At 70.3% G+C, this 14458-nt stretch carries 17 protein-coding genes; 10 read left to right on the top strand and 7 right to left on the bottom strand.

Translation table 11 applies throughout. From position 1 onward, the window contains the following. Nucleotides 1-26: 26 nt before the first annotated feature. Nucleotides 27-263 carry a glutaredoxin domain-containing protein gene (locus AB0395_RS21005; protein ID WP_366282846.1) on the bottom strand — a complete coding sequence of 79 codons (237 nt, stop codon included), beginning with the start codon at nt 261-263 and terminating at the stop codon, nt 27-29. Nucleotides 264-390: 127 nt separating this feature from the next. Between AB0395_RS21005 and AB0395_RS21000 the strand changes: the two genes are divergently transcribed. From AB0395_RS21000 to AB0395_RS20980, 5 genes are read left to right on the top strand one after another with little or no spacing between them, the layout of a single operon-like run. Continuing rightward, a complete protein-coding gene (locus AB0395_RS21000) occupies nt 391-2052 on the top strand; it encodes an ABC transporter substrate-binding protein (RefSeq protein WP_366282844.1) in 1662 nt (553 codons plus the stop codon). Further along, nucleotides 2049-4208 (top strand): prolyl oligopeptidase family serine peptidase, encoded by a 2160-nt coding sequence (locus AB0395_RS20995; RefSeq protein ID WP_366282843.1) that lies wholly within the window; start codon nt 2049-2051, stop codon nt 4206-4208. Before AB0395_RS21000 ends, AB0395_RS20995 begins: the two co-directional genes overlap by 4 nt. Then, a complete protein-coding gene (locus AB0395_RS20990) occupies nt 4208-5170 on the top strand; it encodes an ABC transporter permease (RefSeq protein WP_366282841.1) in 963 nt (320 codons plus the stop codon). The genes AB0395_RS20995 and AB0395_RS20990 overlap by 1 nt, the downstream gene beginning before the upstream one ends. Further along, nucleotides 5167-6015 (top strand): ABC transporter permease, encoded by an 849-nt coding sequence (locus AB0395_RS20985; RefSeq protein WP_366282839.1) that lies wholly within the window; start codon nt 5167-5169, stop codon nt 6013-6015. The genes AB0395_RS20990 and AB0395_RS20985 overlap by 4 nt, the downstream gene beginning before the upstream one ends. A 25-nt stretch (nt 6016-6040) precedes the next feature. Next, complete coding sequence (locus AB0395_RS20980; RefSeq protein ID WP_366282837.1) at nt 6041-7891, top strand: ABC transporter ATP-binding protein; 1851 nt, start codon at nt 6041-6043, stop codon at nt 7889-7891. Between the two features lie 24 nt (nt 7892-7915). Here AB0395_RS20980 and AB0395_RS20975 read toward each other — a convergent pair whose 3' ends face one another. Then, on the bottom strand, nt 7916-8041 hold the full coding sequence (locus AB0395_RS20975) for a hypothetical protein (RefSeq protein WP_366282835.1): 126 nt from the start codon (nt 8039-8041) through the stop codon (nt 7916-7918). Here AB0395_RS20975 and AB0395_RS20970 point away from each other — a divergent pair. Then, entirely contained in the window at nt 8040-8210 is a 171-nt protein-coding gene (locus AB0395_RS20970; RefSeq protein WP_366282833.1) for a hypothetical protein, read from the top strand. The genes AB0395_RS20975 and AB0395_RS20970 overlap by 2 nt on opposite strands. 227 nt (nt 8211-8437) lie before the next feature. Here AB0395_RS20970 and AB0395_RS20965 read toward each other — a convergent pair whose 3' ends face one another. Both AB0395_RS20965 and AB0395_RS20960 read right to left on the bottom strand, forming a co-directional pair. Beyond that, the gene (locus AB0395_RS20965; protein WP_366282831.1) at nt 8438-8644 is read right to left on the bottom strand and encodes a DUF397 domain-containing protein; all 207 of its coding nucleotides are present in this window, start codon (nt 8642-8644) and stop codon (nt 8438-8440) included. Then, on the bottom strand, nt 8637-9494 hold the full coding sequence (locus tag AB0395_RS20960; RefSeq protein ID WP_366282829.1) for a helix-turn-helix transcriptional regulator: 858 nt from the start codon (nt 9492-9494) through the stop codon (nt 8637-8639). Before AB0395_RS20960 ends, AB0395_RS20965 begins: the two co-directional genes overlap by 8 nt. 248 nt (nt 9495-9742) lie before the next feature. Between AB0395_RS20960 and AB0395_RS20955 the strand changes: the two genes are divergently transcribed. Both AB0395_RS20955 and AB0395_RS20950 read left to right on the top strand, forming a co-directional pair. Continuing rightward, entirely contained in the window at nt 9743-10030 is a 288-nt protein-coding gene (locus AB0395_RS20955) for a hypothetical protein (RefSeq protein ID WP_366282827.1), read from the top strand. Further along, nucleotides 10027-10566 (top strand): ATP-binding protein, encoded by a 540-nt coding sequence (locus AB0395_RS20950; protein WP_366282825.1) that lies wholly within the window; start codon nt 10027-10029, stop codon nt 10564-10566. Before AB0395_RS20955 ends, AB0395_RS20950 begins: the two co-directional genes overlap by 4 nt. 119 nt (nt 10567-10685) lie before the next feature. Here AB0395_RS20950 and AB0395_RS20945 read toward each other — a convergent pair whose 3' ends face one another. The 3 genes from AB0395_RS20945 to AB0395_RS20935 form a co-directional block, all read right to left on the bottom strand. Further along, nucleotides 10686-10847, bottom strand: a complete 162-nt coding sequence (locus tag AB0395_RS20945; RefSeq protein ID WP_366282823.1) for a hypothetical protein — start codon at nt 10845-10847, stop codon at nt 10686-10688. 5 nt (nt 10848-10852) lie between these two features. Continuing rightward, complete coding sequence (locus AB0395_RS20940) at nt 10853-11476, bottom strand: hypothetical protein (protein WP_366282821.1); 624 nt, start codon at nt 11474-11476, stop codon at nt 10853-10855. Nucleotides 11477-11608: 132 nt separating this feature from the next. Beyond that, nucleotides 11609-12175 carry a hypothetical protein gene (locus AB0395_RS20935; protein ID WP_366282819.1) on the bottom strand — a complete coding sequence of 189 codons (567 nt, stop codon included), beginning with the start codon at nt 12173-12175 and terminating at the stop codon, nt 11609-11611. A gap of 470 nt (nt 12176-12645) precedes the next feature. Between AB0395_RS20935 and AB0395_RS20930 the strand changes: the two genes are divergently transcribed. Together AB0395_RS20930 and AB0395_RS20925 are read left to right on the top strand one after the other, a co-directional pair. Further along, nucleotides 12646-13599, top strand: a complete 954-nt coding sequence (locus tag AB0395_RS20930) for a hypothetical protein (protein ID WP_366282817.1) — start codon at nt 12646-12648, stop codon at nt 13597-13599. 98 nt (nt 13600-13697) lie between these two features. Next, a complete protein-coding gene (locus AB0395_RS20925) occupies nt 13698-14243 on the top strand; it encodes a hypothetical protein (RefSeq protein ID WP_366282815.1) in 546 nt (181 codons plus the stop codon). The last annotated feature ends 215 nt before the right edge of the window (nt 14244-14458 follow it).

Genomic DNA, 14458 nt, shown 5'->3' with positions numbered 1-14458 from the left:
GGGCGGCCAGGTCAGGGGCGGTCAGGTCAGGTCAGGCGGTCGCGGATCTCCTGAAGGCTCGGGTTGACCAGGCCCGAGCCGTCGGGCATGACCACGGTCGGGATGAGCCAGGTGCCGCCGCCGATCTCGGTGATGAGCTCGATCGCCCCCGGCGTCTGATCGACGTCCACCTCGTCGAAGGGGATGTCCGCGCGGGTGAGCGCGGTTTTCAGGCGGTGGCAGTGGCCGCACCAGGGGGCGCTGTAAACGGTGAGGGAGGTCATGGATTCCCCATTCGAAAGGTGGGTTTGACCGGGGCTCCATCGAGCGAATACTCTCCTGAGCCAAGTGGATAGTAATGGTAGACGCAGCAGCTAGATAGGCTGGCTGGTCGCACGAAAGTAGGTCCCCGTGGCCGGTCTCCCCGACGTCGCCCTCACCCGGCGCTCCCTTCTGAGGTCCCTCGCCATCGTGGGCGGCCTGGCCGCGATTCCCGGGCTCGCCGCCTGCGGCTCGACCGGCCCCGCCGACTCGACCGGCTCGGCCGGCTCGTCAGGAGCCCCGAGCGCCTCGGCGAAGTCCCTCGACCTCCTCAGGGTCGCGTTGCCCTCCTCGATCAGCTCGCTGGACGCGAGCAAGGAGGCGGGCATCATGAACTACGTCGTCGCCCTCCTCTGCCAGGAGGCGCTCGTCGGGGTCGGCCAGGACGGCAGCCTCCAGCCCGCCCTCGCCGAGTCGTGGGAGCGCAAGGACCCCAAGACCTACATCTACAAGATCCGCTCCGGGGTGACTTTCGCGGACGGGACACCGCTCACCGCGGACGACATCGTGGCCAGCCTCGACCTGCACGCGAAGAAGGGCTCGACCTCGGCCTTCGCCTACGCCTACGCCAACGTCGACAAGATCGAGGCCAGCGGCCCCTCCGAGGTCACGATCACACTGAAGGAGCCGGACGCCTCCTTCGCCTGGACGCCCTCTCCCGGCACCCTGCTGGTCACGAGCAGGAAGTTCATCGACGCCACCGGCAAGGACATCGGCACCCCGACCGGCAAGATCCTCGGGACCGGCCCCTACAAGGTGACCGAGTTCGCGCCCGACTCGCACGTGACGATGGAGCGCAACGACGCCTGGTGGGGCGGTAAGGCGCCCTACCGCCAGATCAGGCTCGACTTCATCCCCGAGGAGTCCACCCGGTTGCTCGCCATGCGCGGCGGCTCCGTCGACGTCGCGCTGAACGTCCCCGCCGAGCAGATCGACCAGTGGAAGGCGATCTCCGGCGTCGACCTGAAGACGGCCAGCGACCGCTCTCTGGTCACGCTCGCCTTCAACACCGCCAAGAAGCCCTGGAACGACATCCACGTCCGCAAGGCGGTCGCCCACGCGATCGACCGGGACGGCATCGTGCGCAGCGTCCTGCGTGGCCACGGCCAGGTGGCCGCGACCATCCCCGACCCCGCGCAGTGGGGCGGCGTGCTCGACGAGGCCGCGGTCAAGAGCCTGTACGGCACCATCCCGCAGTACGGCTTCGACCTCGCCAAGGCCAAGGCCGAGCTGGCCCAGTCGTCGGTGCCGGACGGCTTCAGCGACGTGCTGACCTATCCGAGCAGCGGCCCTCAGCTCGGCAGGGCCGCGCTCACCCTCGCCGAGAACCTCAAGACCATCGGCATCACCCTGGAAGTCAAGGAGATCCCGCTTGAGCAGTGGATCGCCGAGCTGGGCAAGCACGCCTCCGGCGTCTACCTCGGCTGGTACTTCGCCACCACGGGTGACCCGTCCGAGTACATCCAGCAGCTGCTCAACGGTGCCTATGTCGGCGAGAACGGCTCCAACATCGCCGAGTACGCCAACGCCGACGTGACCGGCCTGCTCGACGACGCCAAGAAGAGCACCGACGACGCGGCCAGGGGCAAGCTGCTCGGCGACGCGCTGGTCAAGGCCGCCGCCGACGTCCCCTACCAGCCGTTGTGGTGGGGCGAGGCGGCGACCGCGTTCGGCCCGAAGGTCGGCGCGGGCGAATTCGGCCCCTACTTCTTCGTCGGCCCCTGGGCCGCCAAGCTCTCCGCCCGCTCGTGACCACCCCGCCGCAGGCGCGGGTCGGTTCACCCGGCTCCGCGCCGTCGGATTCTGCGCCGTCGGACTTCGCGCTGTCGGATTCTGTGCTGCTGGGCTCCGCGCTGTCGGACCCGGAGGCGGCGCTGCGGGCGCACGCGGCGCTGGCGACCCTGCGGGTGCCCGACGCCGTGGCGCTGCACCCCGCGGGCGGTCGTGTCGCCTGCGTGCTGCCGCTGCCCGGCGCCGGACCCGTCGCGCACGTGCTCGACCTCGCGGAGGGGAGCACGCCCGTTCCCGTGCCGGAAGCGCCGGAGCGCTGGCACGCGTTCACGCGCTGGCTGCCCGACGGGCGGCTGCTCCTCGCCTCGGGGGAGGGGCAGGACCTCGATCACGTCGAGGTCCGTTCCGGAGACGACCTCGCCCCGGTCTGGCGGGTCAGGGTGGACGGGGAGATCGAGGATCTGGTCGCGGGCGACGACGGCACCGTTCTCGTACGGCTCGCCGACCCCGGCAGCGAGCGGGACGGCAGCCACCTCGGGCTCCGGGTCGCCGACCCCTCCGACCCCTTCGTCAGGACGCCCGGGGGTCGGCTGAGGCGGCTTGCGTGGGCCGAGATCGGTGACGAGTCCCCACGCCCGATCCCCCTGGCGGGCCAGACCGTGTGGGACGCCGACTGGCGTGACGGCGTCGCGCTGGCCGTGATCTCGGCCGACGAGACGCCCGCCGGGTACTACCGGCCCAGTCTCGTCCTGGCCGACCGTGAGACCGGCCTGACCAGGACCCTCATGAGCACCTCGTGGCAGCTCAGCCGCCCCCGGCTGGCCCCGGGAGGACACGCGGCCGTCGTGGTCGAGGGACTGTCCATCGTCTCGGGGCGGATCCTCCACGTTGACCTGGACGGCGGCGAGGTGACACGGCTGGCCGCCGTCGACGACGTCACCGACCTGGGCTGGCTGGACGAGCACACCCTGTGGTTCACCGGCTGGTCAGGCACCGGGACGCACGGCGGCACGCTGACCGCCGACGGCCGGGTCCTGACCCGCTGGACGGCCTGGGGCACTCTGGGCGGGCGCGACGGGCAGCCGTCACTGTCGGTCGACCGTGCGGGCACGCTGGCCGCGGCCGTCTGGGAGACGGCCGGACTGCCGCCGGAGATCGCGGTCGCCGGGGTCGCCGAGGGTGAGTGGCGCCAGGTCACCGCACTCAATGAGGGGCTCGCGGGGCTGGCCGTACACCAGGAGGAGGTGACCTGGACCGGGCCCGGCGGGCTCACCGTCCAGGGCCTGCTGCTGACCCCCAGGGCCCGCGGCGGCGTTTCCGCCTCGGGTGGTCTCGCCGTGTCGGATGGCGTCGTTTCCGGTTCGGGTGCTGTCGTACCGGGCGATGGCGTTTCCGGGTCGGGTGTCGCCGTACTAGATGGCGTTGTTTCCGGGGCGGGCGTCGCCGTACCGGGTGGCGGCCGGGGAGAGGCGCTGCCGCTCGTCGTCATCGCGCATGGCGGGCCGACCTGGCTGTGGTCCAGCGCCTTCGCGCCCGCAGAGTCCGACCAGCTCGCGGTGCCGTTGGTGCACGCGGGCGCGGCCGTACTGCTGCCCAACCCCAGGGGTAGCAGCGGGCGCGGCCAGGACTACGCGCGACGTGTCATCGGGCACGTCGGTGAGGAGGACCTCGGGGACGTGCTGGCGGGGGTCGACCACCTCGTCGAGAGCGGGGTCGCCGACCCGGGCCGCATGGCCGTGCTCGGGCTGAGCTACGGCGGCTACCTCAGCGCGTGGGCGGTGACCCGTACCGACCGGTTCAGGGCCGCGGTGGTGATGTCCGGCGTCACGGACTGGCTCAGCTTCGCCACCGCCAGCAACCTGGCCCGCGGGTACGATCCGCTGTACCACCGGGGCGCCGACATCTCCACCCCCGAGGGCAGGGAGTTCCTCGCCGCCCGTTCTCCGGTCTGCCACGCCGCCGCCGTCACCACCCCGACACTGATCCTGCACGGCGCCGAGGACCGCACGACCCCCCTCGGGCAGGCGGAACAGCTCTATCGTGCCTGGTCAGCGGCGGGCGTCAGGACTCAGCTCGTCGTCTACCCTCGGGAGGGCCACGAGCTGACCGAGCCCGAGCACCGCCGTGACGCGGCGGAGCGGACGGTCGCCTGGCTGACGGGGAACGGGGTGCTGTGATGGCGTGGCGGAGCTGGGGCGCCTTCCTGCTGCGCAGGCTCGCGGGCACCGCCGTCGTCGTCGCGCTGTTGTCGATCGGTGTGTTCGGCCTGCTCTACCTCGCCCCCGGCTCGGTGCAGCAGACCCTGCTCGGCACCCGTCCCGCCACACCGGAGACCATCGCCGCGATCCAGGCCCGCTACCACCTCAACGACCCGCTGCCCGTGCAGTACCTGAGCTGGCTCGGCGGTGTCCTGCGCGGAGATCTCGGCGTCTCCATCAGGACCGGATCCCCGGTCGCCGACATGATCGGCGAGCGATTGCCGCTCACCCTGGCGCTCACCGGGTACGGCACGCTGCTTTCGCTGCTCGCGGGCATCCCAATGGGCGTCGTGGGCGCCCTGAGGCGAGGCAGGGCGACCGACAGGTTCGTGGTCACCGCCGGAGTGGTCGGGCTGAGTGCCCCGCCGTTCGCCGTCGGGCTGTTGCTGCTCGTGGTCTTCGCCGCCTGGCTCGGCTGGTTTCCCGTCTACGGCACCGGCGAGGGCCTCGCCGACCAGATCTGGCATCTCACGCTGCCCGCCGCCGCGCTGGCCGTCGGCGCCGTCGGCATGCTCGTCCGCTTCAGCAGAGCCGCGCTCATCCGTGAGCTGGACCAGGACTACGTGGTGTTCGCCAGGGCACGAGGCCTCGGCGCCGTCACCGTCCTCGGCTACACGCTGCGCAACTCGCTCGTCCCGATCCTCACCGCGGCCGGGCTGATCGTGACCGGCATGCTGGCCGGAACCGTGCTGGTCGAGGTGACCTTCGCGCTGCCCGGACTCGGCTCCCTGCTGGTCGACTCGGTCACCTTCAAGGACGTTCCGGCCGTTCAGGCGCTCGCCCTGCTGCTCACCCTGCTCATCGCCGCCGTCAACCTCCTGGTCGATATCGGCTACTCGCTCGCCGACCCCCGGGTCAGGCTCGGCGGGAGGACCTCATGAGGCGCTCACGGTCGGACGCGCGCAGGAGCATCGTGCGGCGCGCGCCGGTGAGCGTGGTCATCGCGCTGGCCATCCTCGTCGCGGTGGCCGTCGCCACGGCGTTCGCCCCCTGGATCGTGCCGGACGCGACCGCGCAGGACCTGATGCTGGGCATCACGGGGCCCGGTCCCGGACATCCGCTCGGCACCGACGACCTCGGCCGTGACGTGCTGGAGCTGCTGGTCGCGGGCGCCCGTACGGCGGTGCCCGGGGCGCTGTGCGTCGCCGCCGGGTCGATGCTCATCGGCAACCTCGTGGGCCTGCCCGCCGGATATCTCGGCGGCTGGGTCGACGCGCTGGCCATGCGCTGGGCCGACCTGGTGTTCTCCCTGCCCGCGCTCCTGGTCGCGATCGTCGTCGCCGGGGTGCTCGGCGGCGGGTACGGCTTGGCCATCGCCGTGCTGGTCGTGTTGTTCGCGCCGACCGACACGCGGGTGGTGCGCGGAGCCGTACTCGAACAGCGGCATCGGCCGTACGTGGAGGCCGCGCAGCTGAAGAACCTCTCCGCCTGGCGGATCATGACGAGGCACGTCTGGCCGAACATCGCCCCGGTGGCGCTGGCCAACGTGTTCCTCAACTTCGCCTTCGCGCTGGTCTCGCTGGCGTCGCTGTCCTTCCTCGGTCTCGGTGTGCCCGCGGGCTCGCCCGACTGGGGGCGCACGCTGTCGGACAACCGCACCCAGTTCCTCGCCAACCCCTGGACGGTGATCGCCCCCGGTCTGGCCATCATCGCCACGGCCGCGGCGCTCAACATCGTGGGCGACTGGCTGTACGAGCGCGTCGACCGGCGCGGAAGGGCACGCTGAGATGGCATCGAGAGCCGAAGGCCCGGTGACAGGGGACCCCGGGGCACGGCGGCCGGGAGGTGACGGGTCCGGGACGGGCCGGTCGGCGGCCGGGAGAACGGGGACGACCGGCGGGGGCCTGGGAGGCGTCGGGGTCGAAGGGCTCGCCGTACGTCAGCCCGCCACGGGACGGACCCTGCTGTCCGAGGTCTCCTTCGAGGTCGCGCCCGGCGAGTCCGTCGCGATCGTCGGCGAGTCGGGTTCGGGCAAGTCGCTCACGGTCAGGGCGATGCTCGGCCTGCTGCCTCGGGGGCTTGAGGCCGCGGGGCGGGTGGACATCGACGGCGTGCGGGTCGACGACGACCCTCGTGCCCGCGCGCGGCAGCGCGGCGGCGTGGTCTCCCTTCTCATGCAGGACCCGTTCACCCTGCTCAACCCGTTGCGCAGGGTCGGGCGGCAGATCGCGGACGGGCTGCCAAGGGGAGCGGACGCCACGATCGAGGTGCCCCGGCTGCTGGCGGAGGTCGGCCTGCCGGGGGACGTGGCCGGACGGTACCCCTTCCAGTTGTCCGGAGGCATGCGGCAGCGCGTCGGGCTGGCCGCCGCGCTCGCGGGCGGGCCGCGTGTGCTGGTCGCCGACGAGCCGACGACCGCGCTCGACGCGACCACCCAGCGCGAGGTGCTCGCCCTCGTCAGGCGGATCCAGCGCGAACGGGACATGGCGTTCGTGCTCATCACCCACGACCTGCGGCTTGCGTTCTCCACCTGCGACCGGGTCGTGGTGATGTACGCGGGGCGGATCATGGAGGTCGGTGGGGCGGCGGCCGTACGGGACGAGCAGCTCCACCCCTACACCCGGGCCCTGCTGGCGGCCGAGCCGCCCGCCGACCGGCGCCTGGCCGTCATCCCCGCGGTTCCCGGCTCGGTGCCCGCCCACGACGCCGTGGCCGACCGGTGCGCCTTCGTGGAGCGGTGCTCCCTCGCCGTGGCCGAGTGCCGTGCCGCCCGGCCGGTGCCCGTGGCCGTACGGCCGGGCCGTGAGTCGGCCTGCCTGCGGGCCGTCGAACTGCCCGCTCAGCCCGCGCCCGCGCCGGGTGTCACGCCGCCCGCACCGGTCACGGCCGCACCGGTGCTCCAGGTGCGTGACCTGCGCAGGACGTTCGCCGGAGCGAGCCGCCCCGCGCTCGCGGGGGTGAGCCTCTCCATCGCCCCGGGTGAGGTGGTCGGCGTGGTCGGCGAGTCCGGGTCGGGCAAGACGACGCTCGCCCGTTGTGTGGCCGGGCTGGAACGTCCCGACGCGGGCACGATCCTGCTCGGGGACGCCGACTGCTCCGACTACGGGGCGCTGAGCCGTACGGCGGTGCGCCAGGCACGCCGCACGGCACAGATGATCTTCCAGGATCCCTATTCGACGCTCAACCCGGCCCGCACGATCGGGGCCGCCCTCGCCGAGGCCCTGCGCGCGGACGGCCGCCCTGCGGCTTCGGGTGACGTCGCCGGGCTGCTGGAGTCGGTCGGCCTGAACCGCGACATGGCCGGGATGCGTCCCGCGGGACTGTCGGGCGGCGAGCGTCAGCGGGTCGCGATCGCCCGTGCCATCGCGGGGGAGCCCCGGCTGCTGATCTGCGACGAGCCTGTCTCCGCGCTCGACGTCTCGGTCCAGGCGCAGATCCTTTCCCTCTTGGCCGAGTTGCGGGAACGGCTGTCCATGGCGATGCTGTTCATCACCCACGACCTGGCCGTGGTCCGGCAGATCGCCGACCGGCTCTACGTGCTGGAGGCGGGCCGGTGTGTGGAGACGGGTCCCGCAGAGCAGGTCCTCGACACCCCCGCCCACCCCTACACCCGCGCCCTGCTGGCCAGCGTCCCCGACGGCTCCCCTGGCTGGCTCGGCTAGGCCACTGACCTAGGGAAAGCCGGGTCAGAGCCGGGCGAAGCAGTCCACTGGGGACGGCGGGCGGGCCAGTGGCGCGACGGTCGGCCGCATCAGGGTGAGCGGATTGTCGTCACCGGCGACGCGGTTGGCGTTGAGCGTGCCGCTGGTCATGGCCGGCTGGGGGGACAAATGGCTCGCGGGCGAGGCGGGGCCGCCGGTGCTCTACCGCCATCACGCGTGCGGTGAGATCGGCGGTGTCGACCTGCGCTGCGCCCACTGCGGCCTGCCGATGCACGCGGGCGACGTCGACCTGCTGCCGGGCCCCGGCGCGGTCGTGTGACCCAGGCGGGGTCCGGTCTGCCGTATGTCATCCGGGGCCCTGACTCAGGAAGGGTCCTTTCTCCACTCTTCCGGCTTCCGTTCACAGGGCGGTGGCGCGGTGAAGAGGTCCATGGCGCCAAGCTACGTAAGGATCAAGGCCCACGTACATGATTTTCACGGTATGACGACCAACACGCTGACAATCTCCTTGATCAGACGAGAAAAGGCGCTGAACTGCGAGAAGGGTCAGTTCAGGCCGTCGAACTCGCCGCTTTTGAGGCCGCCGACGAAGGCTCGCCAGCCATTGGAGGAAAAGATCAGAGCTGGACCGTGAGGGTTCTTGCTGTCCCGGACGGCCACGACCCCGCGAAGGTTGTCGGCCACTTCGACACAGTTGTTGCCACTACCGCTCTGGCTGCTCTTGCGCCAGATGGCGTTCGACAGATCAGTCATGGAGTAACTGTTCCTTAGCGTCGGAGATCAGTCTCATCGAGGCTTCTGGGGGCAGTGCTGCATCACAGATGCGCTCAAACGCTATTTTATAGCGATCTACCTGATCCGAGCTCTCGACGTATACGTCACCGGCTGTTCCTTCGACATAGGCGACATCAGGATCGATCTGTTCGGCGAAGGAGAGAACGGTGAAGGAGCCTTCCAGTCCCGCGTGTGCTCCGGCGCTGTAGGGAAGAACGCACAGCGTGATGTTGGGGCGTCGTGCCGTGCTCAAGAGCGCGTCCAGTTGATCGCACATCAGCTCACGGCCACCGATCGGACGACGGATGACTCCTTCGTCGAGCACCGCGTGAAGCGCTGGAGCTTTCGGGCGGCTGAGCAACGTTCGCCGTGCCATGCGGGCCATGACCCGTCGCTGGATGTCGTCGGCGTTGTGCGGATCCGGCCTGCCTGCGCCGATTACCGTGCGGGCATAGTCCTCGGTCTGCAGAAGGCCTGGAACGAGTTGGACCTCCCACTGGTGAATCAGGGTCGCTTCGTCTTCCAGGCCGACATATGAGCCGGTGAAAACATCGGCATAGGCGGTCCACCAGCCCCGTTGCCGGACATCTTTTGCAAGCTGGATCAGTCCAGCGCGAATCGATGAATTGGCGCCGTAGAGATCACAGGCGGTGGCCACGTCGATAGGGCTTGCGCGGGTACGTCCCGTTTCGAGGCGGCTTACTTTGCTGCGACTCCATCCCAATCGCGCTGCGGTCTCTTCAGGGCTCAGTCCGCTCTCTTCTCGCATCCTGCGCAGTTCGCGGGCCAGACGGCGAAGTCGGACGGTTGGGCTGTAGGTCGGCGACATGCGCCCAGTGTGGCGGAGTGATCACGCCACTGTCAGGGATACGTAGATTAAGTTAAAACTGCACAGTGCATTGACAGGCTGCACCTAGCGACTGCAACATGACGATGTCATTGTGGAGAGTTGCTGTTAGTAACCGTATGAAATCGGGCTTTTAGTGCGGCGAACTATCGTCCTTCCGGAATGCAGATCGGACGCATTGCCTAATGCGGACCTAACGCCAAATAACTCTCGCAGTAGGAGGTGGCAGTATGGTTACCGGAAATTCGCTGGAACAGTTCGACCATCTGGTACGGCTGGGTCGGGATCTGCATCGGATCGGGGTGGGCACCACGCTGGTGCTGCCGGTGGCCGGTCAGCCGATCCTGGAGGTCGTCTCGATGGGGCGGACCCGGATCCGGGTGGTGGTGATCCGGCGGGCGCGGGAGTGGGTGTTCATCTGGCGGCCCTGGTGGGCGCGGTTGTGGATGCCGGGGTCGTGGGTGTGGGCCGAGGCCGACAACGCCGCCGACATCGTCGCCATGGCGGCCGCCGCGTGACCCCGCCTCCGCCCCCGCCCCCATTCCCGCTCTCGGCCACGACCGCGCGGGCCGCCTGCCGCTACGAGCGCCACCGCGTGGCCTCACCCCGCTGGGCCGTGCTGTTCCCCCTGGGCCACGCCGAGTTCCCCGGCACCCCCGCCTCGGTCCCCACCGCCCGCCGGTGGGCCCGCGACCTGCTGTCCGGCAGGCTCTCCGACACCACCCTCGACGACGCCCTTCTCCTGCTCAGCGAGGTCGTCACCAACGCCGTCGTCCACTCCGACTCGGGGCGTGAGCCGTACGGGTCGGTGACGGTGTGCGTGGCGCTCTCGAACGACCACGGCGACAGCACGGTTCACGTCGAGGTGATCGACGACGGGTCGGACGGCAGTCTGCCGTTCGTCCGCGCGGCGACGACCGACAGTGACGGCGGACGTGGCCTGCTCATGGTCGAACTGCTCTCGGCCCGTTGGGGCGTCCACCACGACGAGACGGGCAACGCGGTGTGGTTCCACCTGCCGGACAGGCCGGACAGGGGTGTGGGACGCGGGTAGCGGGCCGGTCGCCGGGCTCCTCCAGGGTGTCCGCCGCAGTGCTCTGGGTCGTCCGTGGCGGTGCGAACCCCGCCGTGACCTGCGGTGCGCCAGATCTTGACCGATAATCCATGCGTAGTTCAACTGACGAGAGAGAAGCCCGTGTGGGAGTACGGGCACAGCGTCGAGACCGCCGCCGCCCCGGAGGCGCTCTGGCGCCACTGGTCCGACATGGCGGCGTGGCCGCGGCGGAACGACGGGCTGGAGAAGATCGAGGTCGACGGCCCGTTCGCCGTCGGCACGACGTTCAGGATGACCTCGCCCGGGAGGACCCCATCGAGGGAAGGCCAGAGTCTCGCTCCGCGGATCCCGCCGCCTCCGCCTCGGCGAGCTCCTTCGCCGGGTCCGCCATCCTGGCCAGCAGTTCCAGGTCGTCCGGGTCGTAGCGCCGCCTGACCTCGCGCCAGCGCTCGGCGGCGGCGCGCAGCGGCGGCACCGCCTCCGCGGACCGGCCGAGGCGGTGCAGCACCATCCCGTAGTAGCCCGCGGCCTCGACGCCGTACGGGTGCTCGCGCCCACTCTCCCAGGCGTGCCGCAGCAGCGGCTCCGCCTCGGCGTACGCGCCGCGCTGGGCCTTCAGCTTGCCCGCGAACATCGCGGCCAGGCCCCCGCCGCTCTCGGCCGAACGCAGGTACCAGCGCTCGGACTCCTGCCAATCCCTGTGGTGGTCGGAGAGCAGGCCCATGGCGAAACAGGTCTCGTGGTGGCCGAGTTCGGCGGCGCGGCGGTGCCAGTGGTCACGCGCCTCGGGTTCGCGCAGCTCCTCGTGGAGCTCGCCGAGCCGGAAGGCGGCTTCCGCGTCGCCCGCCTGCGCGGCGGCGACGAGCTCCTCACCCTTGCTGCGCGGATCCCATGGCGTCTCTGGCGTCATGGGGGGAATTGTCCCAGTCGCCGATGAGTGGTGATCATCTCGGCGCCGTGTCCGTCGGGCCACCTCGACCCGGTGGTCACGGGCCGTCCTCCGCGTGGGCGGGCGACTCCGCGAGACCGTACGGCCGCCGCGTCAGCACTGCCACAGGAAACGTCCCTCCTGCTCGTCACCGCTGATGAAGCCGTAGCCCACACCGATGCCGAAGTTCAGGTGATTCAACCAGTCGCAGCGCGAGTCCAACTGGAAGAGGAACGACCAGGGGCCACCCGGCGGGTACTGCTCGTACTGGAGCCAGGCCGGTGATCCGTACATCCTGGACTCTTCGTGTTCCAGGTCGCCGGGGCTCTCTATCTCCAGGTCGACCAGCATTCCGCCGGGCGTCGACTCCCAGAGGGGGACCATCGTCGTGACGAACGGCGGGACCCGGCCAGGCTGGACGATCAGCGCGTTCTTGCCCGCCTCGGGCTCCCACGTCTCCTCGCAGCTGTCGCACATGAACAGGTAGGCCATGCGAAGCTCGTCACCCGCCAGCCGGAACTGCCCGACGAACGCCATCGGGTTGTCCCACCTGGCGCACAGCGGCCACTGCGCCTCCCCGACCCAGTCGGGACCGCCGCCGATCCTGGTCGTGAACGCGTCCACGGGACCGTCGGCGTCCCTGAAGGACATGACGTACGAGGGATCGCCATTCGTGATCACGCGCACACCCTAACGGCCGCCGACGACACTTTCAGGTCCCACTGGCCGGAGACGAAACGGTCCGGCCCCCTGAACATAAGGACCGTGTACGGGATTTCTCACGACGTGAAAATCCGCGTACCGGTAATCCCTTCGGCCGGGCGAGAAAGCCGTTCGAGGGCGGGAGCGGCCGGTTCACGGTGTCGGACTCGCCGTTTCCCGCGCCTTCGGCGAAGGGATATCGGCCATTGAGGAAAGCGTAGGACCGGAGCGATGGCGGGAATTCCGCGCTAATTGGCGGGTCCGCCGATGGCTGCGGATGTCGCACCGCCGAGATCATTGCGATAGCTCGGCCGCTTCGCCTGAAGCCTTCCCGCCCAACCGGTGCCCGGAAGACCTGAACGCCGGGCACGGTGTGATCCGACGAGTTCGGAGCGCTCCGCCGACCTGCGAAGACCACGAATGACCGAGGACCAATGGATGGGGGATCCATGTCCGCGTCGCTTGCGACGTCGAAGAACGTCAGATTGCTGACCTGCACGGTGATCGGCCTCGTGGCACTGAGCGCCTGTACCGCTTCGCGGGCGGTGCCCGCAGACCCGGCCGTTCCCCTCACCTCCGTCCGGGAGATGACGGACAAGGAGGCGCGAACACTCTGGGACGCCGAACAGATCCTCACGCGCGACTGCATGGCCGGACACGGCTTCGCCTACTGGCCCGCGCCGTACGACCCGATCCCCGACGACCGTGACTTCCCCTACGTCGTCGACGACCCCGCCTGGGCCCGCAGGCACGGCTACGGCGGCGACATCCGCGAACAGATCGACCGGCTCAGGGAACGGAATCCGAACCGCCGCTATCTCGACGGTCTCCCGCCGGAGCGCCGCCGCGCCGCCTTCGTCGCCATCAACGGGGAAGGACCCCGGCCGGGAACGAGGACGCGCGGGCCGGACGAGGTCGAGGCGCGGCTGCCCGAAGGCGGGGTCGTCCGCAGAAGCGCGGTCAGCTGCACCTCCCAGGCCCAGCGGCGACTGTACGGTGACCTGCCGACCTGGTATCGCGTCGCCAAGGTGACCGAATATCTCAAGGACGCCGCGCGCGCCCGGGTGACGCGGGATCCGCGATACACCACGGCCATCTCGACGTGGTCGGCGTGCATGCGCGGACGCGGCCACCCGTACGGCACTCCGCCGGAGGCACGGGCGAAGGTCACCCAGCTGGAGGCGACCGCCCCGAGCACGCGGAAAGCGCGCGAGAAGGAGATCCGTACGGCGGTCGCGGAGGCGACCTGCGCGCGGGAAACGAACCTGCCCGCCGTCATCGGCGTCCTGGAGCGCGAACACACCCGGGCGCTCTCCGAGCGGTACCGGCTTGACGTCACCACCGCCTGGCGCATGAGGCGCGACGCGCTTCCCCGCGCGGCCGAGATCACCGCCCGCCACTGAGGCCCCTCCCTCCCACTCCCTCCCGGCGCGGCCGAGGCGGTCACCGCCCGCCGCGACCGACAAGCCACACCACCGAAACCGATAGGAAAGGTACACCCATGAAGAAAATCCGCGCCCTGATGATCGGAGCCGCCGTCGCGGCGGCGGTTCTGACCGCCGCCCCGGCGGGAGCCGCTGTGCCGTCACCGCAGCCGTCGAGCTCGGCCAGCCCGGCTCCCGGCGTGAACGGGGCTCCGCAGAGGCCGGCTCCGCCGAACAAGACGGGCTACGCCAGCGCGCAGGCGGTCGACGGCTATCTGTACGTCTGGAAGGACGCCATGTGGGACTACGACGAGCAGTGGTGCCGGTGGAGCGGCAGCCACGCCTACTGGACGTACGCGTGGTCGGGGCAGTACGGCACCTCCGCGGGCGAGTGCAGTGAGAATGACAACTTCGACAACGTCGCCACGTCCATGTGGAACAACGGCTATCCGGGCAGCCACGACGACGTGCGGTTCTACAAGGATTCCGGATACGAGGGCACGTCGATGTGCCTGGGCAACGGCGACTACTGGGGCAACCTCGCCCTCGGCTGGGAGCGGTTCGACGACCAGACGCAGGCCAACGACGAGATCTCCAGTCACACGTGGGTCAGGAACTGCTGACGGTGTCTCGTCAGGCGGTTAGCGATCGTTGAGGAAGGGCCGGGCACGTCTCCCCGGGTAGCCGGCGGGTATCCGCAGCCGGGTCGCCCGGGGGAGGACGTGCCCGGCCCGTGGCAGGAGTCCTGTCACGGGCCGGGCAGGAAGCGCCCTTCCTGCCCGTCGCCGCTGATGAACCCGTAGCCCACACCGGCGTCGCCGAAGCTCAGACGCCGGAA

Source organism: Streptosporangium sp. NPDC051023 (assembly GCF_040689595.1).
In the GTDB taxonomy this organism is placed as follows: Bacteria; Actinomycetota; Actinomycetes; order Streptosporangiales; family Streptosporangiaceae; genus Streptosporangium.
The sequence above is the reverse complement of the archived record's forward strand: the minus strand, read 5'-3'. Positions and strand labels throughout refer to the sequence as shown.

Excerpts from the sequence above, each read along its gene's own strand:
- AB0395_RS21005 (WP_366282846.1), bottom strand. The coding sequence starts at position 263 with ATGACCTCCCTCACCGTTTACAGCGCCCCCTGGTGCGGCCACTGCCAC.
- AB0395_RS20990 (WP_366282841.1), top strand. The coding sequence starts at position 4,208 with ATGGCGTGGCGGAGCTGGGGCGCCTTCCTGCTGCGCAGGCTCGCGGGC.
- AB0395_RS20985 (WP_366282839.1), top strand. The coding sequence starts at position 5,167 with ATGAGGCGCTCACGGTCGGACGCGCGCAGGAGCATCGTGCGGCGCGCG.
- AB0395_RS20970 (WP_366282833.1), top strand. The coding sequence starts at position 8,040 with ATGGCCGGCTGGGGGGACAAATGGCTCGCGGGCGAGGCGGGGCCGCCG.
- AB0395_RS20975 (WP_366282835.1), bottom strand. The coding sequence starts at position 8,041 with ATGACCAGCGGCACGCTCAACGCCAACCGCGTCGCCGGTGACGACAAT.
- AB0395_RS20965 (WP_366282831.1), bottom strand. The coding sequence starts at position 8,644 with ATGACTGATCTGTCGAACGCCATCTGGCGCAAGAGCAGCCAGAGCGGT.
- AB0395_RS20960 (WP_366282829.1), bottom strand. The coding sequence starts at position 9,494 with ATGTCGCCGACCTACAGCCCAACCGTCCGACTTCGCCGTCTGGCCCGC.
- AB0395_RS20955 (WP_366282827.1), top strand. The coding sequence starts at position 9,743 with ATGGTTACCGGAAATTCGCTGGAACAGTTCGACCATCTGGTACGGCTG.
- AB0395_RS20940 (WP_366282821.1), bottom strand. The coding sequence starts at position 11,476 with ATGACGCCAGAGACGCCATGGGATCCGCGCAGCAAGGGTGAGGAGCTC.
- AB0395_RS20930 (WP_366282817.1), top strand. The coding sequence starts at position 12,646 with ATGTCCGCGTCGCTTGCGACGTCGAAGAACGTCAGATTGCTGACCTGC.
- AB0395_RS20925 (WP_366282815.1), top strand. The coding sequence starts at position 13,698 with ATGAAGAAAATCCGCGCCCTGATGATCGGAGCCGCCGTCGCGGCGGCG.